Below are 24,780 nucleotides of genomic sequence, written 5' to 3'. Positions count from 1 at the left end.
GGGAGTTAAAAAATGAGCTTGTATCACCCCAGTTTTGAACGGGATAACTGTGGTTTTGGCTTAATAGCCCAGATGGATGGCGAAGCCAGCCATAGAATTGTTCGCACCGCGATCCACGGTCTCGACCGCATGAAACATCGTGGTGGCATTGCCGCAGATGGCCGCACAGGTGATGGCTGTGGCTTGCTTATGCAACTCCCCATTAAGTTTTTCGAAGCAATCGCCAGCGAGAATGACTGGCACCTCAGCCGTAAGTTTGCCGTCGGCATGCTGTTTCTCAGTCAGGACTCCCAGATTGCCGAGCAGACTAAACTGCTGCTGGAGCGTGAGCTTGAAAAAGAGACCTTAAGTGTCGCCGGCTGGCGTGAAGTGCCGGTTAACTCAGAGGTGCTGGGGTCAATAGGCCAGGCCAGCCAACCCCAGATCTGGCAGGTACTGATCAACGCCCCCATAGGCTGGCGTGAGAAAGATCTTGAACGCCGTCTCTATATGGCACGTCGCCGCCTCGAGCAGCAGATGAGCGAATGTGAAGATTTTTATGTTGCCAGTCTGTCGGGTCAGGTGATCGTCTATAAAGGTCTGATGATGCCAGCGGATCTGCCCGCCTTCTATCCCGACCTGGCCGACATCCGCCTCCAAAGTGCTATCTGTTTGTTCCATCAGCGATTCTCAACCAATACTTCACCTAAATGGCCGTTGGCTCAGCCCTTTAGGTATCTGGCACATAACGGCGAGATCAACACTATTACCGGTAATCGCCAGTGGGCTAGAGCCCGCGCCTATAAATTCAATGCGCCGCTGCTGCCTGATCTTCAGCAGGCAGCCCCCTTCGTCAACGAGACAGGCTCAGACTCCTCTTCACTCGATAACATGTTAGAGATGCTGCTCGCCGGCGGCATGGACCTCTACCGTGCGATGCGCCTGCTTATTCCGCCCGCCTGGCAGAGTAATCCTGAGATGGACGATGAGCTAAAAGCCTTCTACGACTTTAACTCCATGCACATGGAGCCCTGGGATGGCCCGGCAGGCATAGTAATGACCAATGGCCGCCACGCCGCCTGCGCCGTTGACCGTAATGGTCTGCGCCCCTCACGCTATGTGATCACCAAAGATCGTATCCTGACCCTTGCCTCCGAGATAGGCATCTGGGACTACGCCCCCGATGAAGTGGTCGAAAAAGGGCGCGTTGGGCCAGGTGAACTTCTGGTGCTCGATACCCTTAATGGCCAGCTCTACTCCTCCTTCGAGATAGATAACGATCTTAAGCGCCGTCACCCCTATAAAGAGTGGATGGCAAAGAACAGCCAGACCCTGATCCCCGCCGAGCAGATGCCCGGCGAGTCTCAAGGTGCCTGTGAGTTCAGTCCCGAGACTCTACTGCAATACCAGAAACAGTTTGGCTATTCCCGCGAAGAGCTCGAACAAGTGCTCTGGGTGCTGGCAGAAAAAGGCGAAGAAGCCATAGGATCTATGGGCGATGACACGCCCATGGCTGTGCTCTCAAAAAAGTCGCGTACTTTATATGACTATTTCCGTCAGAAATTTGCCCAGGTCACCAACCCGCCCATCGATCCGCTGCGGGAAAAACATGTGATGTCCCTGGCCACCTGCATAGGTCGCGAGCAAAACCTGTTCAACGAGACCACAGGCCACGCCTACCGGGTGATGTTTAACTCCCCTATTTTGCTGTTCAGCGATTTCCATCAGCTACTAGCACTGGACGCGACCTATTATCGCGCCAATAAGGTGGATCTGAACTACGATCTGGGCGAAGGTCTGGAAGCGGCGATCCGTCGCGTCTGTGATGAAGCCGAGCGCCTCGCTCGCACCGGCACCACCTTGTTGATTCTCTCTGATCGCGCAACAGACAAGAGCAAACAGGTGATCCCTGCCGCCATGGCCGTGGGCGCGGTACAGAAAGTGCTGGTCGATAAGAGCCTGCGCTGCGATACCAACATCATAGTCGAGACCGCCTCGGCCCGCGACCCGCACCATTTTGCCGTGCTCTTAGGTTTTGGCGCGACCGCCATCTACCCCTATCTAGCCTACGAGAGCATCAGCGCCCTAGCCGTCAGACACGGAATCAAAGATATTCAGCAGCTGATGCTTAACTTCCGTTACGGCATAGACAAAGGGCTGCGTAAAATCATGTCGAAAATGGGCATAAGTACAGTCGCCTCCTACCGTTGCAGTCAGCAATTTGAGGCCATTGGCCTTGCCAGTGATGTGGTTGAGCTCTGCTTCAAAGGCGTGATCAGTCGTATCGAGGGCGCCTCATTTGAACTGCTGGAGCAAGATCAGCAGCAACTGCAGAAACGGGCGTTTCAGAAACATCAGCCCCTGCCCCAGGGCGGGCTGCTGAAATATGTCGACGGCGGCGAATACCACTGTTTCAATCCGGATGTGGTCAACACCCTGCAGCTCAGCCTAAGGGAGCAAGATTACGCCACCTATCAACGCTTTACCCAGCTGGTCGATGATCGCCCTGTGGCGACACTCAGGGATCTGTTTGGCGTAAAAGGCGATCAAAACGCCATAGCACTCGAGAAAGTCGAGCAGGCTGAGCGTCTCTACCCCAGGTTCGACAGCGCCGCCATGAGTATCGGCGCCCTGAGCCCTGAGGCCCACGAAGCCTTAGCCGTGGCGATGAACCGTCTCGGTGGCCGCTCTAACTCAGGGGAAGGCGGGGAGGACCCACGCCGCTTCAACACTGAGCGCAACTCGGCCATCAAGCAGGTCGCCTCCGGACGTTTCGGCGTCACTGCCCACTATCTGGTCAATGCCGAAGTCCTGCAAATTAAGGTTGCCCAGGGTGCGAAACCTGGCGAAGGCGGGCAGCTGCCCGGCCATAAGGTGAGTGTCGAGATCGCCGCGCTGCGTCATGCCCGCCCCGGCGTCACCCTGATCTCACCGCCGCCGCACCATGATATCTACTCCATCGAAGACTTAGCCCAGCTGATCTTCGACTTAAAACAGATCAATCCCAAGGCGATGATCTCGGTCAAACTGGTCTCTGAACCCGGTGTCGGCACCATTGCTACTGGGGTCGCTAAGGCCTACGCCGATATGATCACCATCTCTGGTTATGATGGCGGCACAGGCGCCAGCCCCATCACCTCGGTGAAATATGCTGGCAGCCCCTGGGAGTTAGGTCTAGCTGAGGTGCATCAATCTTTGGTGGAAAACGGCCTGCGCCATAAAATCCGCCTCCAGGTGGACGGTGGCCTGAAAACTGGCACAGATGTGATAAAAGCCGCGCTGCTGGGCGCCGAATCCTTCGGTTTCGGCACTGTGCCTATGATAGCTCTGGGCTGTAAATACCTGCGTATCTGTCACCTGAACAACTGCGCAACTGGCGTTGCCACCCAAAACCAGCAGCTCAGAGACAAGCACTATCACGGCCTGCCTGAGCGGGTGATCACCTACTTTGAGTTTATGGCTCGCGAGATCCGTGAATGGATGGCAGCGCTTGGGGTCAGCGAGTTTGAACAGCTGGTCGGTCGCAGCGACTGGCTCTATGCCTTAGCAGGCAGCAGTCAGAAACAGAAGCAACTGGATCTCTCTGCCATTTTGTACAAGCCAGCCATTCCCGAAGGCAGCGCCGCCACCTGGCAGGAGGCCAATCCGACCGCCGATAAAGGCCAGTTAAACCTAACAATCCTAGCCGCAGCGAAAGACGCGGTCGAACGGGGTGAGACTTTCCAGGGCCGCTTTGAGATCAACAACACGGACCGCTCAGTTGGCGCAGCGCTATCGGGCCATATCGCCACCCAGATTGGCCGCACTGGCGCCAAGGCGCCGATCCAGCTTAACTTTAGCGGCAGTGCAGGCCAGAGTTTTGGTGTGTGGAACGCGCCCGGTCTCTCGCTTAATCTCTGTGGCGATGCCAACGACTATGTGGGCAAAGGGATGTCCGGCGGCAAGCTCACCATCTATCCGCCTCTGGGCAGTATGTTCCAGAGCGAAAAGAGCGTTATCGTGGGTAACACCTGCCTCTATGGCGCCACGGGCGGTAAGTTATTTGCCGCCGGTCAGGCCGGTGAGCGTTTCGCCGTGCGTAACTCGGGCGCCATCGCAGTCGTCGAAGGCCTCGGCGATAACGGCTGTGAATATATGACAGGCGGAATAGTCGTGGTGCTAGGGAAAACCGGCGTTAACTTCGGCGCGGGCATGACAGGCGGCTTTGCCTATGTGTTCGACCGTTTTGGTCATTTTAATCGCCGGGTTAACCCGGACATGGTCGACACCCACAAGGTCGACGCCCCTATTCAGCAGCAACATCTCAAGGGATTGATTGAGGAGCACCTTGCCGAAACCGGCAGTGAGCACGCCAAGATGTTATTGAATGATTTTGAAAACTGGATAGATTGCTTCGTGCTGGTGAAACCTAAGAATATTGCCCTTAGCGATCTCCTGCGCCTGGAGCAATCTGAGCCAGAACTATCGGTAGTAGCGGGGTAACTTCAGATGAGCAATGATTTTCAATTTATTGAAGTGGGCCGCAAAGATCCTACTAAACATCAGGTCAAGGTAAGAGCAAGCCAGTTTATCGAGATCTATCAGCCCTTTGCTCAGCCCCAGGTGACTGAGCAAGCGGATCGCTGCCTCGACTGTGGTAACCCCTATTGCGAATGGAAGTGCCCCTTGCACAATTACATTCCCAACTGGCTCAAGTTAGCCCAGCAGGGGCGTATTCTCGAGGCAGCGGATCTGGTTCACGAGACCAACACCCTGCCGGAGATCTGCGGCCGTGTCTGCCCCCAGGACAGGCTGTGTGAAGGCGCCTGTACCCTGAATGACGATTTTGGTGCCGTCACCATAGGCAACGTGGAAAAATACATTACCGACACCGCCATCGCCCAGGGCTGGCGTCCGGATATGAGCAAAGTCGTTGCGCGCACTGAAAAAGTGGCCATTATCGGCGCAGGGCCTGCCGGGCTCGGCTGCGCCGACATTCTAGCCCGCAACGGTGTCAAAGCCATAGTCTATGACAAGAATCCACAAATAGGTGGCCTGCTCACCTATGGCATTCCCTCCTTTAAACTGGACAAAGCAGTGATGGCTACCCGCCGCACTGTACTAGAGGGAATGGGGATCGAATTCAAACTGGGTGTTACTGTTGGCGAGGATGTCAGTTTCGAGTCGCTGCTCGAAGAGTATGATGCCATCTTCCTCGGCATGGGCACCTACAGCGCAATGCAAGCTGGCCTTGAAAACGAAGATGCTAAGGGCGTCTACCAGGCGCTGCCCTATCTGATTGGTAATACCCATCACCTGATGGGGACAGAGTCAGAGGATGCCCCTTACCTCAGCCTTGCCGATCAGAAGGTTGTCGTGCTCGGCGGCGGCGATACCGCCATGGACTGTGTGCGCACCGCGATTCGCCAAGGTGCCAGCGAGGTGACCTGTGTCTATCGCCGTGACGAGGCAAACATGCCAGGCTCGCGCCGCGAGGTGCAAAATGCCCGTGAAGAGGGGATAGATTTCCTGTTCAACCGCCAGCCCACGGCTATCAAGACCGAGAATGGCAGAGTGGTCGGCATAGAATGTGTCGAAACCGCCTTGGGCGAGGCCGATGAATCCGGTCGCCGCCGTCCACAAGCGATTAAAGGCAGTGAGCAGTTAATCGATGCCGATGCCATCATCATCGCCTTCGGTTTCCAGCCAAGTCCAGCGACCTGGTTTGGCGCTCATGGTATCGAGCTGGATCAGTGGGGACGGGTTATCGCCCCGAAAGTGGCAGATAATCCCTTCCAGACCAGTAATCCGAAAGTGTTTGCCGGTGGCGATATGGTGCGCGGCTCAGACTTGGTGGTCACGGCGATTGCCGAGGGACGCGATGCCGCCATGGGGATCTTAAACAGCTTCGAAAGCTAGTCTAAGCGAACCCATACTTATCCGGGCGTTATCTGGGCAGAGCCTCGTTAAAGCGAACAATCTGACTGCGCCCCAGAGTCTTTCTCTGGGGCGCATTTTTATCGCTTCTTTTTCGCCTTTATTGCTTCTGGGCTTCCTCTAACGCCTGCTTGCGTTTTTCCTCTTGCTGTTTGATAAACTCATCCATGTCTTGCTCGAACTGCTTGAGCTTCTTAGGATCGCTCGGTACCTGAGGCGCGCCATTTTGATCTTTGCTTAATTCAGTCTGGGTGTTCATCTGACTCCCGCCCCCTAGCTGTTGATAAATCATATACCCGATAATCAACAGCGCCAGCAGCATGCCTATCATTCGCATGGTTCACTCCCTTGCTTAAAACCGCAAGTTCCAACTTAGCCCATTTAAGCCAAATGGTAAAATGCACGACTGGCGAAAACAAAAACGCCACTGGAATAACTCCAATGGCGTTTTAATAAACGAGTCTATTTAGCACTACCTTGGCCAGCGGCCTAAGGTGCATCTGTCGTTACTGCCAAAGTCTCTGACTGTCGCGACCGCCTCATAACCCAGCTCAATCATCTTCTGACGGACACTTAATGCCTGCTCAAAACCATGCTCCAGCAGCAGATAACCGCCCGGTGCCAGATAATCCCGCGCCGCCTGAGCGATATGAAACAGATCCGCATAACCTTGCATACCTGCGGTTAGAGCGCTTTGAGGCTCAAACCTCACATCCCCCTGAGACAAGTGCTCATCGTCCTCATCGATATAGGGCGGGTTAGAGACGATAAGATTGAAGTCATATTCCTCTATCGCATCGAACCAATCACTCTGCAGCACCTCAACCTGAGGCAGCTTAAGGTTATCCCGATTGGTTTCGGCCAGCGCCACGGCTTCGGCAATCTTATCGACCGCAGTCACCTGCCAGCTTGGACGCTCATAGGCCAGAGACAAAGCAATGGCTCCCGTACCTGTACCCAAGTCAAGCACCTTGGCATTATCGGCCAGCGGCAGATTGAGCGCCGTTTCGACTAAGATCTCGGTATCGGGACGAGGAATAAGTGTGGTCGGATTGACCTTAAAGGGCAGTGACCAGAACTCACGCTCACCGACGATATGGGCGATCGGCTTGCCAAGCGCACGCTGAGCCACCAGCTGTTTAAAGTCGCTGGCCTGCTGCACCGTCAGTCGTTCGTCCGGCCAAGTATAGAGATGATTGCGCTGCTTATGGATCACATGCAGCAAGATCACTTCTGCATCCAGTTTGGCCGTGTCTGAGACAGCGCCGAATTGAGAAGAAGCCCAATCGAGGGCTTCTGCTAAGGTGTTAAACAAAGTACTTCCTTTAATCTTCGCCTAAGGCGGCCAACATATCGGCCTGATTCTCTTGCATTAAGGGTTCGATAATCGTATTCAGATCCCCTTCCATCACTTCATTTAAGCGATACAGGGTCAGGTTGATGCGATGTTCGCTCACGCGGCCCTGGGGGAAATTATAGGTGCGGATCCGTTCAGAGCGATCGCCACTAGCCACTAAGTTGCGGCGGGTCGATTCCTCTTCACTGCGACGCTTTTCATCTTCCACCGCTTGAATACGTGCCGCCAGAACGCTCATGGCCTGGGCGCGGTTCTTATGCTGCGAGCGCTGATCCTGACACTCGACCACTATGCCCGATGGAATATGGGTAATACGGATAGCCGAGTCGGTTTTGTTAACGTGCTGACCACCGGCGCCAGATGCGCGGAAGGTGTCTACCTTCAGATCGGCGGGATTGATCTCAATCGCTTCGGCCTCTGGGATCTCTGGCATCACCACCACAGTACAGGCGGATGTGTGCACCCTGCCCTGGGATTCTGTTTCAGGTACGCGCTGTACCCTGTGACCGCCGGATTCAAACTTAAGCTTGCCGTAAACACCTTCGCCGCTGACTTTGATGATGATCTCTTTAAAACCACCATGCTCGCCTTCGTTGGCGTTCATCACCTCAATTTGCCAGCGATTGGCTTCACAGTAACGACTGTACATACGGTAGAGGTCACCCGCAAAGATCGCCGCTTCGTCACCACCGGCACCGGCACGGATCTCGACAAAAGCGTTGTTATCATCTTTGGGATCTTTAGGCAGAAGTAGGATTTGTAACTCATCTTCGAGGCTGGCCAGGGTCGCTTTCGCTAACTTGATCTCCTCTTGAGCCATCTCTTTAAGCTCAGGATCATCTTCGCTGAGCATCTCATTAGCCGATTCAAGATCTTCTTCAGCCTGCTGAAAGGCTTTAAAGGTTTTAACCACATCTTCGAGTTGTGAATACTCTTTGGACAGAGCGCGAAAACGCTCCTGGTCGGCAATAATGCCGGCATCACTAAGTAGCGCTAATACTTCTTCATTACGCTCAAGCAAGCCTTCTAGCTTGCGGATCACACTGTCCTTCATTGCAACGCTAACCTTAGTCTTTATCTAATCCAAGTGCTGCGCGTAATTGTCCTAGGCTGTTTAAGTCACCACGGCGACTGGCCGCAGTCAACGCCTGAGTCGGGGCATGGATCAACTTGTTGGTCAATCTATTCGCCAGTTCGAGTATGACTTTCTCACTGTCAGCCCCCTGGGCTAACTTATTGATCGCACGCTCGACCTCTTCATCTTTTACCGCCATGCTTCCAGTGCGATATTCACGGATACTGTCGACCGACTCCAATGAGCGGATCCACTCCATGAAATGATGAGATTCCTCTTCGACAATTACTTCAGCTTGCTCGGCGGCCTCTCGTCTTGAGGCCATATTCTGCTCAATAATGCTTTGCAGGTCGTCAACCGTGTAGAGGAAGGCATCATCCAGATCCCCGACTTCAGCCTCGATATCACGAGGAACTGCTATATCAACCAATAACATAGGTTGATGACGACGCTGTTTCAGCGCTTTTTCTACCATGCCCTTACCTAAGATAGGCAATGGACTAGCAGTAGAGGATATCACGATATCTGCTTTAGGGAGATACTCTGGGATCTGTTCGAGCGTAATTGCCTTGGCACCAAACTCTTCACACATGGCTTCGGCGCGGGAAATAGTCCGGTTTGCCACTGTCATCGCCTCGACACCATTGTCTTTCAGATGGCGGGCCACCAGCTCAATCGTCTCACCAGCACCGATAAGCAGCACCTTGGTACTGCTGAGCGCCGAGAAAATATGTTTAGCCATGCTGACCGCAGCGAAAGCGACCGACACGGCGGCGGCGCCGATCTCAGTTTCGGTGCGCACTTTCTTTGCCACAGAGAAGGTATTCTGGAACAGACGGTCTACGGTGACAGCAACGGTTCCAGCCTCTTTGGCCTTCATAAATGATTGCTTAACCTGACCTAAAATTTGCGGCTCACCTAAGATCAGCGAATCGAGACCCGCAGAGACACGCATCAGATGTTGCACAGCCTGCTGCCCCTGATACTGATACAGACAGGGCTCAACATCTTCATGTTTCAGCTGATGATAATCCTCTAACCATTTGATCACTGTCTGGGCTTCACCGGTATTACAGTAAAGCTCGGTACGGTTACAGGTCGAGACAATCACAGCTTCGCCAGTCTGGGTATGACTAGCTAGGCTCTTCATCGCTTCATGAATTTTATCAGGCGCAAACGCTACTTTTTCGCGTAGGTCTACGGTGGCTGTTTTATGGTTAATACCGATTGCTACTAGGCTCATCTGACTCTTTCTGGTCTCTAGGCATCACACTTATTGGCACTCATTCTACTGAATTGAGTCACTTAAAAACAGAATACGCTTAACAAAACCGAATAATAATCTTGTTTCTTACCCATTTTTCCAATTAAACCTTTGCCGAAACACAACAAATTCAGTGATAGCAAGGATTGTCTTGCGACAGCGTCCTTGCAGGCTTTATGGAAATTTTCCAAATGACATTGGTATTTAGATCTAGCCCTCGTATGATAGGCACAGGTTATTTCAGTAACAGATAAATAATTTGAACTATTTCACAAAATTTACCCTTCTACTGCTTCTGCCTGTGTTTGTTCTGGCTGGCTGTAGCAGTCAGCCCAAAACTAATCTAGTGCCTACCTTGGTAGAGAGCGTCGATCAAGCCTCAGCCTGGGAGATGCAAGGCAAACTGGCACTCAAAACACCGCAAGATAAATTTAGCACTAACTTATATTGGCTGCACAGCGAGCAGGAAGACAAGCTACGCCTCACCTCCATGTTAGGCACCAGCCTACTGTCGCTGGATGACTCCGCCAAGGGCGCCACCCTCATGCTGGATGATAAAACCTATCAAGCCCAAGATGCCGAGCAACTGCTGCAAGAATTAACCGGCTGGTCTATCCCCATCAACAAACTCCCTTTGTGGATCACAGGGCAGGCAGGAGAAAAGGATCTCATCATTAGCAAAGATGCCCAGTCCAGGCCCAAAGTGATGCAATCGTGGACAACCGAAAATGCAGCCAACCTCCCCTGGCAGATCACCTTTAAGCGCTGGCAAACTCAAAGTGGCGCTGAGCTGCCCAGATTACTCGAGTTGACGCGGGGCGACCTGCAGCTGAAAATTCAGATAAACCATTGGCAGGCGCTGACCGACATCGACACGTCCCACAAGTATTCAAACTCGGTTCGAAATGAATAACACCATGAAAACAACACGCTCTGATAGCTGGCCAGCACCAGCCAAACTTAACCTGTTTCTCCATATTAATGGACGCCGCGATGATGGCTACCATGAACTGCAGACCCTGTTTCAATTTATCGATCACGGCGATAACTTGGACTTTATCATCAACGACAGCGGCGAGCTGAAACTCCACTCCCAGATGAGCAGCACTGTCACCGATAGCGATAACTTAATTCTCAAAGCTGCAAAATCCCTCCAGCAACACACAGGAACCACCTTAGGCGCCGAGATCTTTTTAGACAAAGTTCTGCCCATGGGCGGTGGGATCGGTGGCGGTTCATCCGATGCCGCAACCACACTCGTTGCCCTTAATCAGTTGTGGGAGACCGGATTATCTCATGCAGAGCTTAGCGAAATCGGTCTGACGCTCGGAGCTGATATCCCTGTTTTTATTAATGGTTTAGCCGCATTTGCCGAAGGGGTTGGTGAAAAGCTGATTGCTGTTGATCTACCTGAATCCTGGTATCTGGTATTAACCCCCGATGCCCATGTTTCCACGGCGGCCGTATTTCAACACCCAGATCTGCCCCGCAATACCCCTAAGCTAACCCTGGCAGATTTAATGAACAAGGACTGGCACAACGATTGTCAGCAACTGGTCTGCCAACTTCACCCTCAAGTTGCCAAAGCATTGGCGTGGCTGATAGAATATGCGCCGTCTCGTATGACCGGAACCGGCGCCTGTGTATTTGGCGTATTCGATACTCAAGCGCAAGCTGAGGCTGTTTTTGCCAAGATGCCCGCGAGTATGCAAGGTTTCGTCGCTAAAGGGACAAATAAATCACCACTAATGTTGCGCCTAGCGCAGTGTTAAAATCATCTGGGATAACGGCTGTTTATCCCAACCATTAAATACAGCATACGCCTGAGGTCCATACAGTGCCTGACATTAAACTATTTGCCGGTAACGCAACCCCTAGTCTCGCAAAGAAGATCGCCGATCGACTATTTTGTAAACTTGGAGACGCAGATGTTGGCGTGTTCAGCGACGGTGAAATCAGTGTCCAGATTAATGAAAATGTACGTGGGGCGGATGTATTTATCATTCAATCTACCTGTGCACCAACCAACGATAACCTGATGGAACTTATCGTGATGGTCGATGCATTGCGTCGCGCATCGGCTGGTCGTATCACAGCGGTTATTCCTTACTTCGGTTATGCACGTCAGGATCGTCGTGTTCGTAGTGCTCGTGTTCCTATCACTGCCAAAGTGGTTGCCGACTTCCTGTCAAGCGTCGGCGTTGACCGCGTCTTGACCTGTGACCTACACGCCGAGCAGATCCAAGGCTTCTTCGATGTCCCTGTTGATAACGTCTTTGGTAGTCCAGTGTTGCTTGAAGATATGCTAGGTAAGAAACTGGATAATCCTGTGGTCGTTTCTCCAGACATAGGTGGCGTAGTACGTGCGCGTGCCGTGGCTAAACTGCTGGATGACTCAGATCTTGCGATTATCGACAAGCGCCGCCCACAGGCTAACGTTGCCCAAGTAATGCACATTATCGGGGATGTTCAAGGCCGCGACTGTATCATAGTCGATGACATGATCGACACTGGCGGTACGCTATGTAAAGCTGCTGAAGCCCTTAAAGAGCACGGTGCCAAGCGTGTATTTGCTTACGCAACTCACCCAGTATTTTCTGGAAACGCTGCGAAGAATATCGCCGAATCTGTTATCGACGAAGTGATTGTGACCGATACCATCCCACTATCAGCTGAAATCGCGGCTTTAGACAAAGTGACTCAATTAACCATGTCAGCGGTTATGGCCGAAGCAATTCGTCGTGTAAGCAACGAAGAGTCTATTTCGGCAATGTTTAAGCAGTAATTATCCACTGCGAATATAAAAGCCACTCCTTTGAGTGGCTTTTTTGTTGCTCTGACTTAAGACCTGTGCCTGTTAACTCATAGTGCTATCTAAACATGGCTAGTCCAATGTACGACGCAGCGCATCGTCCCGCACCGCCAGGGTCAGATCATAGGCGATAGTACGCCGCAGTTTGACTAACCATCCAGTCACTCTATTCATATCCACTTCACACTGGCTTTTACCACAGCCATCACGATTAGCGTCAATCAAGCTCACAGCGATCCCCTCTGGAGTCTCTAACAGCGCCACATTAATTTTATAACCTTTATAGTCGAGTCTAGCGAAGCGTTTATCGCCCTGACGTTCGAAAAACCAATGATTACGGGCAACCGCCTTGTCCAGCATATTATCGAGATCTGCCACATAATCACCGACGGGAATTGGATCCTGGTAGATATGCAATGCCTTTACCTGCAACGGACTGACAAAGATAAGAGCCAGAAGCATTCCTAAAACGCGATTTTTCATCTTCTGTTTTCCTTATAGATGTTGCAGCTGCTGGGCGATACTTGCCCTGAGATTTTTGATGTAATTGTAATAACCTCGGTCATTCTTGTAGCAGATCCCTTCTATAAGGTTTTCACACTGAAAATCCCCCAGAGCATCTTGGTATTTCAGTTGCACTAAAGACTCATCATACTCAATACGCATCACATTGGTGTCACCGCGATAATCGAAGCGCGCCAGGATATAGCCCTCCCCCTCGCCATCATAAATCCAGGCAAAGCCCCTAGTTTTGAGCATCCCCATCAGAATGGCATAACGGGTTTTATCCAGCCCTATGTTACGGGTTTCTATCTCCTGATGAACGGCGCGAATATAACGATCTGAAGATTTAAATTTTACGCTTTCCTTGATGGATAACGGACTTGGCTGCGCCATCAGCAAAGGACTTAGCATCATGCTCAGGCTGCAGAATAATGTTTTAACTTTCATAGCATTCACTCCCCGTGGAATCAAAAATGCTATCACAACTCTTTAACATCCACCAGATACCACTGACCACTTGAAAGTGAATCCTAAAACGATAATGACTAAGCTGGAAAAATGTTCGAGAAAATGTAGAAGATATTGGAAATGTTGATTATATGAGGAATATTGAGATTTACAGGAACAAATAAGCCCGTCTTATCGACAGGCTTATTCAATCAATACAATGGTACGGGAAGAGAGACTTGAACTCTCACACCTTGCTTTTACCAAGAAAACAGAACCTAAATCTGCTTCCAAAGTAAAGCTTTATCACTATCCTACAGATGCAAAAAAGCCCGTCTTGTCGACAGGCTCATTGCATCAATACAATGGTACGGGAAGAGAGACTTGAACTCTCACACCTTGCGGCACCAGAACCTAAATCTGGCGTGTCTACCAATTCCACCATTCCCGCATTGTATTTTCCGCCTCTTTATTTCGGGCTTATCTCCCGATTGAGACGATTCCTGTTTTACATCCGGAACAGATGATAAAAATGGCTGGGGTACTAGGATTCGAACCTAGGAATGCCGAGATCAAAACCCGGTGCCTTACCGCTTGGCGATACCCCAATCAATCTTGTCTCTGTTAAAGATAGTCACTCATATCTCTAACTTAAAATAATGGTACGGGAGGAGAGACTTGAACTCTCACACCTTGCGGCACCAGAACCTAAATCTGGCGTGTCTACCAATTTCACCACTCCCGCATCGTGTTTTACGTCTCGATTTAGACGTTCGTGATAACGAAATCTAGCGTATTCATATAACAGCCAATTTCACCACTCCCGCATCGTGTTTTACGTCTCGATTTAGACGTTTGTGATAACGAAATCTAGCGTATTCATATAACAACCAATTTCACCATCTCGCATCGTGTTTTACGTCTCGATTTAGACGTTTTCGATTTTACATCTGAAAAGATGGTAGCAATGGCGGGACTTGAACCTGCGACCCCAGCATTATGAGTGCTGTGCTCTAACCAGCTGAGCTACATTGCCACATTGTCTTTCAAAATTGGCTGGGGTACTAGGATTCGAACCTAGGAATGCCGAGATCAAAACCCGGTGCCTTACCACTTGGCGATACCCCAAAAATTGTGAAGCAAAGGAAATATAAGAAAATGGCTGGGGTACTAGGATTCGAACCTAGGAATGCCGAGATCAAAACCCGGTGCCTTACCACTTGGCGATACCCCAATCAATCTTGCTTCCAGTTAAAGACAGTCACTCATATCTCTAACTTAAAATAATGGTACGGGAGGAGAGACTTGAACTCTCACACCTTGCGGCACCAGAACCTAAATCTGGCGTGTCTACCAATTTCACCACTCCCGCATCGTGTTTTACGTCTCGATTTAGACGATTAAGATAATGAAATCTGGCGTATTCATATAACAACCAATTTCACCATCTCGCATCGTGTTTTACGTCTCGATTCGACATCCCAAGTTTTTCACCTTGGATAGATGGTAGCAATGGCGGGACTTGAACCTGCGACCCCAGCATTATGAGTGCTGTGCTCTAACCAGCTGAGCTACATTGCCATCTATATTAGTTTATGCCCCTCTTACCGAGGAACGGGGCGTATTATGCTTATTCAGCGTAGGCAGGTCAACAGCTTTTTTTCGCTAATTGAAACTCTGTGAACCATTCGCTTATAAACTCACCAAACTGAGCAGCCCTTATGCAGCCTATGCCATAAAAGCGCCGTCTGCCGCTCGATTCAGAGACGAGAAGCAGCCGAAAAACAAAACAGTCCAACGACTTTATTGGGCTGTTTTATCACTCGTTTCATATCAAAATGAAGCGAGATTGAAGCAAGCAAAGAACGCCGGATTAGACGTTAAACAGGAAGTGCATTACATCGCCGTCTTTAACGACATAGGTCTTGCCTTCGACGCGCAGTTTACCCGCTTCTTTAGCACCCGCTTCACCCTTATATTGGATAAAATCGTCATAAGACATCACCTGAGCACGGATAAAACCACGCTCGAAGTCGGTGTGGATCACACCTGCAGCCTGAGGCGCACAGGCACCAACGGGTACAGTCCAGGCACGCACTTCTTTAACACCTGCGGTAAAATAGGTATGCAGGTTCAGCAGCTGGTAACCAGCGCGGATAACGCGATCTAAGCCTGGCTCATCCAAGCCCAGATCCGCCATAAACTCCTGACGATCTTCTGCGTCCATCTCAGCCAGCTCAGATTCAATCGCGGCACACACGGCAACCACGACCGCATTTTCGCTGGCGGCGATCTCACGCACAGCATCCAGATGGGGATTATTTTCAAATCCATCTTCCGCCACGTTGGCGATATACATAGTTGGCTTTAACGTGAGGAAGTTGAGGTAGTTAACTGCAGCAATCTCTTCCTTAGTCAACTCCATCGAGCGCAGCATCTTGCCTTCATCCAGCACTGGACGCATCTTCTCTAATACGCTGACTTCAAACTTGGCTTCTTGATCGCCGCCCTTAGCGCGCTTCTGTTGACGTAGAATCGCTCGCTCACAAGAATCTAAATCCGCCAGGGCCAGCTCAGTGTTGATCACTTCGATATCGCTCGCTGGCGACACCTTATTGGCCACGTGCACAATATTGTCATCTTCGAAACAACGTACCACATGCCCAATCGCATCGGTTTCACGGATATTGGCCAGGAACTTATTACCTAGACCTTCGCCCTTAGATGCGCCCGCAACCAGGCCGGCAATGTCCACAAATTCCATAGTGGTGGGTAAAATCCGCTCAGGTTTCACAATTTCAGCCAACGCATCTAAGCGTGGATCCGGCACAGGCACTACGCCCGTATTGGGTTCAATGGTACAAAACGGGAAGTTGGATGCTTCGATACCCGCCTTAGTTAACGCATTGAACAGAGTCGATTTACCTACGTTTGGTAGGCCAACGATGCCACATTTAAAACCCATACTTTTACCTTTAATTCAAAAATATTATCGGCCAGACCAATAATAATGCTATTCACTGCCGCCGGAATAATCCGACTATCTCTTACTCACCCGCTTTAAAGGAATGCAACCTGTGCATCGCCTTACTCATATCTTCTTTAAATAAGGTTTCGGTGGCACGGACCGCTTCATCGACCACCTCTTCAATCAAACGCTGCTCGGCCTGCGGCGCACGGCCCAGCACATAGTTACTGACCAGACTCTTATCACCTGGATGACCTATACCGATACGCAGCCGATAAAAGCCTTTATCGTTCCCTAGGCTGGCAATAATGTCTTTCAATCCATTATGGCCACCGTGGCCGCCACCGAGTTTAAATTTAGCCACACCGGGCGGCATATCCAGCTCATCGTGAGCCACCAAGATCTCTTCGGGGGCAATACGAAAAAAGTTCGCCAGCGCGCCAACAGACTTGCCACTCAGATTCATAAAAGTGGTTGGAATAAGCAGACGCACGTCATGACCAAAGAGGATTGCCCTCGCCGTTAAGCCAAAATATTTACTCTCGGCCACCAGGGAAACACCACATACTCGGGCCAGCTCATTAACATACCAAGCGCCGGCATTATGCCGAGTCTGTTCATACTTTTCGCCTGGGTTAGCCAGCCCAACAATCAGTTTAATCTTACTCATTTCCCTTGCGCCTAATCTCGCCGACCCATAAAAAACGCGGCATTTTAGCACTCTATCGCCCCGGCAACAAATCCTGCGCCCTCAAGCCGATTAACGCTGAGAGAGGAGCGGGGTTATCATTCCAATCCTAGGGCGTATTTGAGGACTTTTTTCTTAATAGGAGAGTCGATATCAGCCACTTTGAGGGCCGAATTACGCAGCCATTTTAATGGCAGAATATCATTGCTAAAGCTGGCGTAGAACAGATCCATAGTCGTCATCATCAGCTGATTATCCCGATAACGCTTCGCCTGATATTGAGCCAGCAGCGCCTTATTCCACCAAGGTGCTTGCTTCTCAATCGCGTCGGATAAACACGCAATCAAGGCGGTCACATCTTTAAAGCCTAAATTCACGCCCTGCCCCGCCAGCGGATTGATGGTATGGGCCGCATCGCCAAGGAGCACTAGGTTATCATCAAAGTACCTATCCGCATGACGGCGGGTAAGCTTAAAGCTGCCCTGGGAGAGCACACTGAACTCTCTGTCCAGACGCTTGGGAAAGGCTTTATTAATTTGCTCTTTCAGCGCCGAGTGGCTTAAAGAGGTAAGCTGAGCTATACGATTGGCGTCGTCATACCAAACCAAGGAGGCATGCTTGCCCGGCAGTGGCAATAAGGATCTTGGCCCCTTGGGCGTAAACTGCTGCCAGGTAACATCCTGCTGCGGCGTCTGGGTCGCGATATTAATTAACATGGCCGCCTGGGCGTAATCCCAACCTGTGACACCTATGCCCGCCCACTGGCGAACTTGGGAGTTGGCACCATCGGCGCCCACCAAGAGGCGACAGCGCAAACGAGCCTGGCTGTCGGCCCCATCCACACAGAGCGTCAGCGAAATACCGTCATCAATGCGCTCAAACTGGGTCACTTTAGCAGGGCAGATAAGGTGCAGATTGGGGTATTTGGCAAACTCCTGCCACAGGGCCAGCTGGATCACCCGGTTCTCAACTATGTGTCCAAGATGCGATGCGCCTATCTGATCGCTATGGAAACGGGTAATAAACCCCTCCATCTCCCAGGTCTCTAATCCCTTATAGGCCACCTGGCGCATTGATTGAATTGTCTCTAGGGCGCCCATATCCGCCAGCAATTTCTCCGAGGCAACGCTGATGGCGGAAACCCGCAAGTCCAGCGGCTGCTCCGGGCTAAACGCCTTGGGCTCATAGGCCTCTACCAAGACAACATCCAACCCCAGCTTTGCCAGCCCAATAGCCGTGGCGGCACCGACCATGCCGCCGCCTAAGATAACCACATCCTGAGTTAGGTTTCGGTTTTCATTCTCACTCACCCTAAAACTCACTCCCTATAATCCTGAATAAATGTGTCTAAAGTATGTATTAAGTGTACAAATATTACAGACTGACAGAAGGATTACACTTGGTTACAAAGCACACTTCACCGCCTGGGTTTCTTTTCTACACTGACCTTGAGCTTCAAGAAAAGCGAAATCATTCGATTTATCATTTGCTATTGTGTTACGGAGAGCCCCATGAAAAACGCCATTCTAGCTGGTTTACTGTGCAGCCTAGCCATCTCCCCCTTAATGGTATCCGCCGAGACAGCGACCTCTGCAGAGAAAAAAATCGTTCCTATGGAAACTATGACTATAACCTACCGTTCACCACTGGATTATGCCCTATATCAATATACGATTGAATTGCTAACTCAATTTAGAATGGAGATCAATTCCAGCATCCATACTCAAGCCCAGATTAGCACTCAAGAAATGTATGAGGATTTTACAGCCAGTCTGGATATGAACCTACCTGAAGTGGCTGCAGTTATTGACGCAAACAACTCAGCGCCAAAATAATGCAACAAAGTAATTTCTCAGATAAAACGCGCAAACGCTAGCCAGAGCGAAGCTCAGAGGGTAAAATGTCGCGCTATTTTTCCAGTAATACCAATCTGGATGGGTAGTTGATGGTACGACTCGCTAAAGAGGCCATCCTTAGGCCGTAGATCGTTTTAAGTGAAAATAGCCATAACAAACAAAGTTATGGCTAGCTTGTATTCGAAAACAGCAGACTCGACTATCCAATGAGATTGGTATCACAACCACGGCGCAAACTGATGAGCAAGAAACTCCACATTAAAACCTGGGGCTGTCAGATGAATGAGTATGACTCATCAAAGATGGCCGATCTGTTAGACGAATATCAGGGTTATACCCTAACCGAGGAAGCGGAAGAAGCAGATGTACTACTGCTGAACACTTGCTCGATTCGTGAAAAAGCACAAGAGAAAGTATTCCACCAGCTAGGTCGCTGGAAAACCTTAAAAGATAAGAATCCCAATCTGATCATTGGTGTGGGCGGCTGCGTGGCCTCCCAAGAAGGTAAAGCCATTAAAGAACGCGCTCAGTGCGTGGATCTGATTTTTGGCCCACAGACCTTGCACCGTTTACCCGAGATGATCGAGCAGATCCAGCAAGGTGGCAAGGCCGTTATCGACGTCAGCTTTCCCGAAATCGAGAAGTTTGACCGTCTGCCCGAGCCTCGCGCCGAAGGCCCAAGTGCCTTCGTCTCCATCATGGAAGGTTGTAGCAAATACTGCTCTTTCTGTGTGGTGCCTTATACCCGGGGTGAAGAGGTCAGCCGACCTGTCGATGATGTCATCTTAGAGATCGCCCAGCTTGCCGAGCAAGGGGTTCGCGAAGTCAACCTATTAGGCCAGAATGTGAACGCCTATCGCGGCGCGACCCATGACGATGACATCTGCACCTTCGCCGAACTGCTGCGTTATGTTGCGGCTATCGATGGTATCGACCGTATTCGCTTTACTACCAGCCATCCGATTGAGTTTACTCAGGATATTATCGATGTGTATGAAGACACCCCTGAACTGGTGAGCTTCCTGCACCTACCGGTACAATCAGGTTCAGATCTGATCTTGACTCAGATGAAACGTGGCCACATGGCGATCGAATACAAGTCGATCATCCGCCGTCTACGTAAGGCGCGCCCCGATATTCAGATCAGCTCAGACTTTATTATCGGTTTCCCTGGCGAGTCCAAACAAGATTTTGCCGATACCATGAAGCTGATTGAAGAGGTGCAGTTCGATCACAGCTTCAGCTTTATTTATAGCGCCCGCCCCGGCACGCCCGCGGCGGATCTGCCTGATGATGTGTCGCTCGATGAGAAGAAAGAGCGTCTAGCGATTTTGCAGGACAGGATCACCCAACAGGCGATGCGCTACAGCCGTCAGATGCTAGGTACAGTGCAGCGTATTCTGGTGGAAGGCCCTTCGGTTAAGAACCCCATGGAGCTGCGTGGTCGCACCGAAAACAACCGTGTGGTTAACTTCGAGGGTGACCCTAAACATATCGGCAGCTTTGTCGATGTTGAGATTGTCGATGTTTATACCAACTCACTGCGCGGCACCTTTATCCGCGGCGAAGATGAGATGGATCTGCGTCGCTCTCTGCGTCCGTCGGATATTCTAGCCAAGCACAAGAAAGACGATGATTTAGGTGTGGCTCAATATATCCCCTAAGACGATCGCCTAACTTGGCCACGAGCTAAGATGATCCCTCTAAAGCGACTGAGTAGCAGTCGCTTTTTTATTGCAGAGGCAATGGCATAAACGCGCTGTTAAGATGAAATTTAAGGTTAGCATTTCAGCCCAATGGCTCGTAAACTGTGTAAAACAGCCCTCGCGGCTACTTATGGGTAAGACAAACATTTTTCGGAGTTATTTTTGTCCAATAAATTAACCACCCTTAACCTGTATCTGGAACCCTCTGATACCCGTCGACTCGCATCCCTTTGCGGCCCTTTTGATGACAATATCAAACAGCTGGAACGCCGTATCGGTGTTGAGATCAGCTACCGCAACAACCATTTTCAGATTGTTGGCCAGGCAAGAAACTGTCTTACCGTCAATAATTTATTAAAAGAACTCTATATCGAGACCCAGCCGGTTCGCGGCAGCACACCGGATCTGGAACCTGATAAAGTCCATATCGCTATCCAAGAAGCCATCGCCCTGGAGGCCGAGGCGCCGCGGGATGATAAAGAGCTCTATATCAAAACTAAGCGCGGTGTAATCAAACCCAGAAACCCAAACCAGAGTGACTATGTGGCCAATATTATCCGCCACGATATCAGTTTCGGTATTGGCCCTGCTGGAACGGGGAAAACTTATCTCGCCGTGGCCGCGGCGGTCGATGCCTTAGAACGTCAGGAAGTCAGACGTATTCTGCTGACCCGCCCTGCGGTGGAAGCCGGTGAGAAACTGGGCTTTCTGCCAGGGGATCTGAGTCAAAAGGTCGATCCCTATCTGCGCCCACTCTACGATGCCCTGTTTGAGATGATGGGTTTCGAGAAAGTCGAGCGTCTGATTGAGCGCAGCGTCATTGAAGTGGCGCCACTGGCCTATATGCGTGGCCGTACCTTGAACGATGCCTTTATCATTCTGGACGAAAGCCAGAACACCACTGTCGAGCAGATGAAGATGTTTCTGACCCGTATCGGCTTTAACTCCCGCGCCGTGATCACAGGTGATATCACTCAGATAGACCTGCCGAAAAACCAGAAATCTGGACTGAGGCACGCCATCGAAGTGCTGAGTGAAGTCGACGAAGTCAGCTTTAATTTCTTCCAGGCCAAAGACGTGGTGCGCCATCCAGTGGTTGCGCGTATTGTCGAAGCCTACGAAGAGCACGAGCAAAAACAGGCGAGTGAGAAGGCCCGTCGGGATGCCGAGCGCCACATTCAGGGAGCTAGGCAACATGAGCTCTGAAATGCAGCCACTGGCGTTAGATCTTGATCTGCAGATCGCCATCGACAGCGACAGATTGCCGACTCAGACGCAGTTTGAGTCCTGGGTCAGACTGGCGCTAGGGCAGACCATGAGCGAGGCGGAATTAACCATACGCCTGGTGGATGAAGCGGAAAGTCAGCACCTTAACCTGACATACAGAGGCAAAGACAAGCCGACAAATGTGCTATCATTTCCCTTCGAATCGCCCCCCGAGGTTGAACTACCCTTGCTTGGCGATCTGGTGATCTGTGTCGCCGTGGTCGAAGCCGAGGCGGCAGAGCAACACAAGTCGTTAGAAGCGCACTGGGCGCACATGGTTGTACATGGTTGTCTCCATCTGTTAGGTTATGATCATATAATCGACAGTGAAGCAGAAGAGATGGAGTCTTTAGAGACTCAATTAATTGAAAGCCTTGGCTTTCCTAATCCTTATAAGGAGCAGTAATTGACCATTTTGGTCAGGAAAATACTATGAGTGATGATATCCCACCGAGTACCAACGCCCATAAGAAGGGCTGGTTTGAGAAAGTAAGTCAGTTATTCCAGGGCGAACCACAGAGTCGCGATGAATTAGTGGAAGTGATCCACGATGCTGAACAAAGAGAAGTGATCAGCGAAGATACTCGCGAGATGATAAAAGGTGTTTTAGAAGTCTCCGATCTGCGCGTGCGCGACATCATGATCCCACGGGCACAAATTGTGGCGCTAAAAATTGATAACACGGTAGAAGAGTTACTCTCGACGGTTATCGGCTCGGCGCACTCCAGATTCCCAGTCGTCAATGAAGATAAAGACCATATCGAAGGCATACTGCTCGCCAAAGATCTGTTGCAATATGGCTTTAAAAACAGTGACGAACCCTTTTCCCTAGAGCAAGTTATCCGCCCGGCCGTTGTGGTGCCAGAGAGCAAGCGCGTCGATGTGCTACTCAAAGAGTTCCGCTCACAACGCTACCATATGGCCATAGTGGTCGATGAGTACGGCGGCGTTTCCGGCCTGGTGACCATTGAGGATATTCTCGAAGAGATAGTCGGTGAAATCGAAGATGAATTCGATCACGACTCGGCCGAAGAGACAGAGATCCGCAAGGTGGGTAAGCAGCTCTACATGCTCAAAGCCCTAACCCCTATCGAAGATTTTAACGAGACCTTCAACACTAACTTCAGTGATGAAGAGTTCGATACGGTTGGCGGCATGGTCTCCCACGCCTTTGGCCATCTGCCCGAACGCAACGAAAAAATCATGATCGATGGTATCGAGTTTAAAGTGATCAGTGCCGATACCCGTCGCTTAGTCCAGCTAAGAGTCAAACTTCCCGATCCTGAAACGGAAGAAGAAAGCGCTTAATTCACTCCCTTGATGAGGCTGTAATGCTGCTACAACTCAGGGCACTCGCCCATCATTCCAAGCTTAGACTGGTACTCGCTTATTTAGCGGGTGCCAGCACGGCTTTAGCCTTCGCCCCTTATGCACTCTGGCCGATTTACCCGCTGGCGATGGCTTTGGTATTAATCCAGAGTGATACCCTCTCCCCTAAACAGGCTTTCTACCATTGGCTCAGCTTCGGTTTTGGTTGCTTTAGTGTGGGGATCAGCTGGATACATGTCAGTATCGACACCTTTGGTGGTGTCCCCCTTATCGCCTCCCTGGGTTTGATGGCGTTGCTAGCCCTCTATTTGGCGCTCTACCCAGCCCTTGCAGGCCTTTTGCTGGCAAAGTTATCCCCCAAGTCACGCAAACTGAAATACCTGCTGCTGTTCCCGGCAATTTGGGTGCTAACCGAATGGGCAAGAAGCTGGGTATTGACCGGTTTTCCCTGGCTATGGGCAGGCTACAGCCAGACCCTGAGCCCCTTAAGCCCTCTTGCCAGTGTGATTGGCGCACTGGGGTTAAGCTTTGTGGTGGCCTGGTTATCTGCCGCTATCGCACTGTTATACTTAGATAAAAAGTCCGTTTTTTATCGCGCAATTCCGCTGCTGTTTGCCCTCATTTTGCTGCCGCTCACGGCCTACCTTAGCCAACACTACTCACCCGTCGCTCAGACAGGCAAAGAGGTGAAAATCACCCTAGTGCAGGGCAATATTGCCCAGAGCATGAAATGGCAACCTGAGGCCCTGTGGCCAACCTTGCTCAAATATATGGATCTCTCTCGCCCTAAATTTGACGATACCGATATTTTTATCTGGCCCGAGGCGGCGATCCCGGCCCCCGAATATATGGTGGAAGCCTTCTTGGACAACGCCAATAAAGTGGCAAATTTAAACGACAGCGCGATCGTTACAGGCATTATCAGCCGCCCAGAGGCCGATTTTTACAACTCCTTGATAGTGCTTGGCAATCATAATGAGGCGAAGCAGGCGCAAGGGGATTATCGCGCCAATGGCCACAATGAGTTTCGCAAGCATCACCTGCTGCCCATAGGGGAGTTTGTGCCACTAGAAGATCTGCTACGCCCCCTGGCCCCTGTCTTTAATCTGCCTATGTCCTCTTTTTCCCGGGGCGATTATTATCAGCCCAATTTAAAGGCTAAGGGGTATAGACTGGCGCCGGCCATCTGCTATGAAATCGCCTTTCCTGAACAGCTGCGCGACAATGTCAGCGATGAGACAGATCTGCTGCTGACCGTCTCCAACGATGCCTGGTTTGGTCAATCGAACGGTCCCTTGCAGCACATGGAGATTGCACAGATGCGCGCCATCGAGCTGGGACGACCTTTAGTGCGCGCCACCAATAATGGCGTCACAGCTATAGTCAATCCTCAGGGGCAGATAACAGCGCAATTGCCGCAGTTTGAGACGGGCGTGCTGCATGCCAGCATCCCCTTAGTTCGAGGCGAAACACTGTTTTTAAAATGGGGGCAATGGCCTGTGCTGCTACTCAGCATGAGCATCGCCCTACTGGCGATTATCAGAAAAACGGCGCTTAGAGTCAGTGCAAAAACACAAACAGCACAAACCTGTCCTGTAGAAGAGTAATGAAAA

The 24,780-nt window shown here is 50.9% G+C and carries 20 protein-coding genes and 8 tRNA genes; 11 read left to right on the top strand and 17 right to left on the bottom strand.

The features are described 5' to 3' along the window. Nucleotides 1–12 precede the first annotated feature (12 nt). Both gltB and LZP69_RS07600 read left to right on the top strand, forming a co-directional pair. Nucleotides 13–4,461 carry a glutamate synthase large subunit gene (gene gltB / locus LZP69_RS07605; RefSeq protein ID WP_234199629.1) on the top strand — a complete coding sequence of 1,483 codons (4,449 nt, stop codon included), beginning with the start codon at nucleotides 13–15 and terminating at the stop codon, nucleotides 4,459–4,461. A gap of 6 nt (nucleotides 4,462–4,467) precedes the next feature. Further along, nucleotides 4,468–5,877 carry an FAD-dependent oxidoreductase gene (locus LZP69_RS07600; RefSeq protein WP_234199627.1) on the top strand — a complete coding sequence of 470 codons (1,410 nt, stop codon included), beginning with the start codon at nucleotides 4,468–4,470 and terminating at the stop codon, nucleotides 5,875–5,877. Nucleotides 5,878–5,995: 118 nt separating this feature from the next. Here the strand turns inward: LZP69_RS07600 and LZP69_RS07595 are convergent, their stop codons facing one another. The 4 genes from LZP69_RS07595 to hemA all read right to left on the bottom strand — a co-directional run bounded on the left by LZP69_RS07595 (nucleotide 5,996) and on the right by hemA (nucleotide 9,570). Next, nucleotides 5,996–6,232 (bottom strand): hypothetical protein, encoded by a 237-nt coding sequence (locus tag LZP69_RS07595; protein ID WP_234199625.1) that lies wholly within the window; start codon nucleotides 6,230–6,232, stop codon nucleotides 5,996–5,998. A gap of 135 nt (nucleotides 6,233–6,367) precedes the next feature. Next, a complete protein-coding gene (gene prmC / locus LZP69_RS07590; RefSeq protein WP_234199624.1) occupies nucleotides 6,368–7,210 on the bottom strand; it encodes a peptide chain release factor N(5)-glutamine methyltransferase in 843 nt (280 codons plus the stop codon). Between the two features lie 10 nt (nucleotides 7,211–7,220). After that, on the bottom strand, nucleotides 7,221–8,306 hold the full coding sequence (gene prfA, locus LZP69_RS07585; RefSeq protein ID WP_234199623.1) for a peptide chain release factor 1: 1,086 nt from the start codon (nucleotides 8,304–8,306) through the stop codon (nucleotides 7,221–7,223). Nucleotides 8,307–8,319: 13 nt separating this feature from the next. Then, nucleotides 8,320–9,570 carry a glutamyl-tRNA reductase gene (gene hemA / locus LZP69_RS07580; protein ID WP_234199622.1) on the bottom strand — a complete coding sequence of 417 codons (1,251 nt, stop codon included), beginning with the start codon at nucleotides 9,568–9,570 and terminating at the stop codon, nucleotides 8,320–8,322. A gap of 271 nt (nucleotides 9,571–9,841) precedes the next feature. Here hemA and lolB point away from each other — a divergent pair, with 271 nt between their 5' ends. The 3 genes from lolB to LZP69_RS07565 all read left to right on the top strand — a co-directional run bounded on the left by lolB (nucleotide 9,842) and on the right by LZP69_RS07565 (nucleotide 12,376). Then, nucleotides 9,842–10,504 (top strand): lipoprotein insertase outer membrane protein LolB, encoded by a 663-nt coding sequence (lolB, locus tag LZP69_RS07575; protein WP_234199896.1) that lies wholly within the window; start codon nucleotides 9,842–9,844, stop codon nucleotides 10,502–10,504. A 4-nt stretch (nucleotides 10,505–10,508) separates the two neighbouring features. After that, the gene (gene ispE, locus LZP69_RS07570; protein ID WP_234199621.1) at nucleotides 10,509–11,363 is read left to right on the top strand and encodes a 4-(cytidine 5'-diphospho)-2-C-methyl-D-erythritol kinase; all 855 of its coding nucleotides are present in this window, start codon (nucleotides 10,509–10,511) and stop codon (nucleotides 11,361–11,363) included. 65 nt (nucleotides 11,364–11,428) lie between these two features. Next, a complete protein-coding gene (locus LZP69_RS07565) occupies nucleotides 11,429–12,376 on the top strand; it encodes a ribose-phosphate pyrophosphokinase (protein WP_234199620.1) in 948 nt (315 codons plus the stop codon). Between the two features lie 99 nt (nucleotides 12,377–12,475). Here the strand turns inward: LZP69_RS07565 and LZP69_RS07560 are convergent, their stop codons facing one another. The 13 genes from LZP69_RS07560 to LZP69_RS07500 form a co-directional block, all read right to left on the bottom strand. Further along, complete coding sequence (locus LZP69_RS07560; RefSeq protein WP_234199619.1) at nucleotides 12,476–12,886, bottom strand: hypothetical protein; 411 nt, start codon at nucleotides 12,884–12,886, stop codon at nucleotides 12,476–12,478. Nucleotides 12,887–12,898: 12 nt separating this feature from the next. After that, complete coding sequence (locus LZP69_RS07555; protein WP_234199618.1) at nucleotides 12,899–13,354, bottom strand: hypothetical protein; 456 nt, start codon at nucleotides 13,352–13,354, stop codon at nucleotides 12,899–12,901. Between the two features lie 366 nt (nucleotides 13,355–13,720). After that, nucleotides 13,721–13,805: transfer RNA gene (locus LZP69_RS07550), tRNA-Leu, on the bottom strand. 82 nt (nucleotides 13,806–13,887) lie between these two features. Next, nucleotides 13,888–13,962 (bottom strand) — tRNA-Gln (locus LZP69_RS07545). 52 nt (nucleotides 13,963–14,014) lie between these two features. Next, a tRNA-Leu gene (locus LZP69_RS07540) sits at nucleotides 14,015–14,099 on the bottom strand. Between the two features lie 214 nt (nucleotides 14,100–14,313). Next, nucleotides 14,314–14,390, bottom strand: a tRNA-Met gene (locus LZP69_RS07535). Between the two features lie 17 nt (nucleotides 14,391–14,407). After that, nucleotides 14,408–14,482: transfer RNA gene (locus LZP69_RS07530), tRNA-Gln, on the bottom strand. A gap of 31 nt (nucleotides 14,483–14,513) precedes the next feature. Beyond that, nucleotides 14,514–14,588, bottom strand: a tRNA-Gln gene (locus tag LZP69_RS07525). A 53-nt stretch (nucleotides 14,589–14,641) separates the two neighbouring features. Beyond that, a tRNA-Leu gene (locus LZP69_RS07520) sits at nucleotides 14,642–14,726 on the bottom strand. 132 nt (nucleotides 14,727–14,858) lie between these two features. Beyond that, nucleotides 14,859–14,935, bottom strand: a tRNA-Met gene (locus tag LZP69_RS07515). Between the two features lie 292 nt (nucleotides 14,936–15,227). Further along, nucleotides 15,228–16,319: a redox-regulated ATPase YchF gene (ychF, locus tag LZP69_RS07510; RefSeq protein WP_234199617.1), complete on the bottom strand. Its 1,092-nt coding sequence runs from the start codon at nucleotides 16,317–16,319 to the stop codon at nucleotides 15,228–15,230. Nucleotides 16,320–16,401: 82 nt separating this feature from the next. After that, a complete protein-coding gene (gene pth, locus LZP69_RS07505; protein ID WP_234199616.1) occupies nucleotides 16,402–16,992 on the bottom strand; it encodes an aminoacyl-tRNA hydrolase in 591 nt (196 codons plus the stop codon). Between the two features lie 116 nt (nucleotides 16,993–17,108). Beyond that, nucleotides 17,109–18,263 carry an FAD-dependent monooxygenase gene (locus LZP69_RS07500; protein ID WP_234199894.1) on the bottom strand — a complete coding sequence of 385 codons (1,155 nt, stop codon included), beginning with the start codon at nucleotides 18,261–18,263 and terminating at the stop codon, nucleotides 17,109–17,111. Nucleotides 18,264–18,521: 258 nt separating this feature from the next. Here LZP69_RS07500 and LZP69_RS07495 point away from each other — a divergent pair, with 258 nt between their 5' ends. The 6 genes from LZP69_RS07495 to lnt all read left to right on the top strand — a co-directional run bounded on the left by LZP69_RS07495 (nucleotide 18,522) and on the right by lnt (nucleotide 24,774). Further along, nucleotides 18,522–18,845: a hypothetical protein gene (locus LZP69_RS07495; protein WP_234199615.1), complete on the top strand. Its 324-nt coding sequence runs from the start codon at nucleotides 18,522–18,524 to the stop codon at nucleotides 18,843–18,845. Between the two features lie 260 nt (nucleotides 18,846–19,105). Continuing rightward, complete coding sequence (gene miaB, locus LZP69_RS07490) at nucleotides 19,106–20,530, top strand: tRNA (N6-isopentenyl adenosine(37)-C2)-methylthiotransferase MiaB (protein WP_234199614.1); 1,425 nt, start codon at nucleotides 19,106–19,108, stop codon at nucleotides 20,528–20,530. Nucleotides 20,531–20,734: 204 nt separating this feature from the next. Next, nucleotides 20,735–21,778 (top strand): PhoH family protein, encoded by a 1,044-nt coding sequence (locus tag LZP69_RS07485; RefSeq protein ID WP_234199613.1) that lies wholly within the window; start codon nucleotides 20,735–20,737, stop codon nucleotides 21,776–21,778. A gap of 1 nt (nucleotide 21,779) precedes the next feature. Beyond that, nucleotides 21,780–22,244 (top strand): rRNA maturation RNase YbeY, encoded by a 465-nt coding sequence (gene ybeY / locus LZP69_RS07480; RefSeq protein WP_442800672.1) that lies wholly within the window; start codon nucleotides 21,780–21,782, stop codon nucleotides 22,242–22,244. A gap of 26 nt (nucleotides 22,245–22,270) precedes the next feature. Next, the gene (gene corC / locus LZP69_RS07475) at nucleotides 22,271–23,146 is read left to right on the top strand and encodes a CNNM family magnesium/cobalt transport protein CorC (protein ID WP_234199611.1); all 876 of its coding nucleotides are present in this window, start codon (nucleotides 22,271–22,273) and stop codon (nucleotides 23,144–23,146) included. A 23-nt stretch (nucleotides 23,147–23,169) separates the two neighbouring features. Beyond that, the gene (gene lnt / locus LZP69_RS07470; RefSeq protein WP_234199610.1) at nucleotides 23,170–24,774 is read left to right on the top strand and encodes an apolipoprotein N-acyltransferase; all 1,605 of its coding nucleotides are present in this window, start codon (nucleotides 23,170–23,172) and stop codon (nucleotides 24,772–24,774) included. The last annotated feature ends 6 nt before the right edge of the window (nucleotides 24,775–24,780 follow it).

Origin of the sequence: Shewanella sp. AS1 (genome assembly GCF_021412565.1) — a bacterium.
Lineage (GTDB): Bacteria > Pseudomonadota > Gammaproteobacteria > Enterobacterales > Shewanellaceae > Shewanella.
This window is presented reverse-complemented; position numbering and strand designations above follow the sequence as displayed.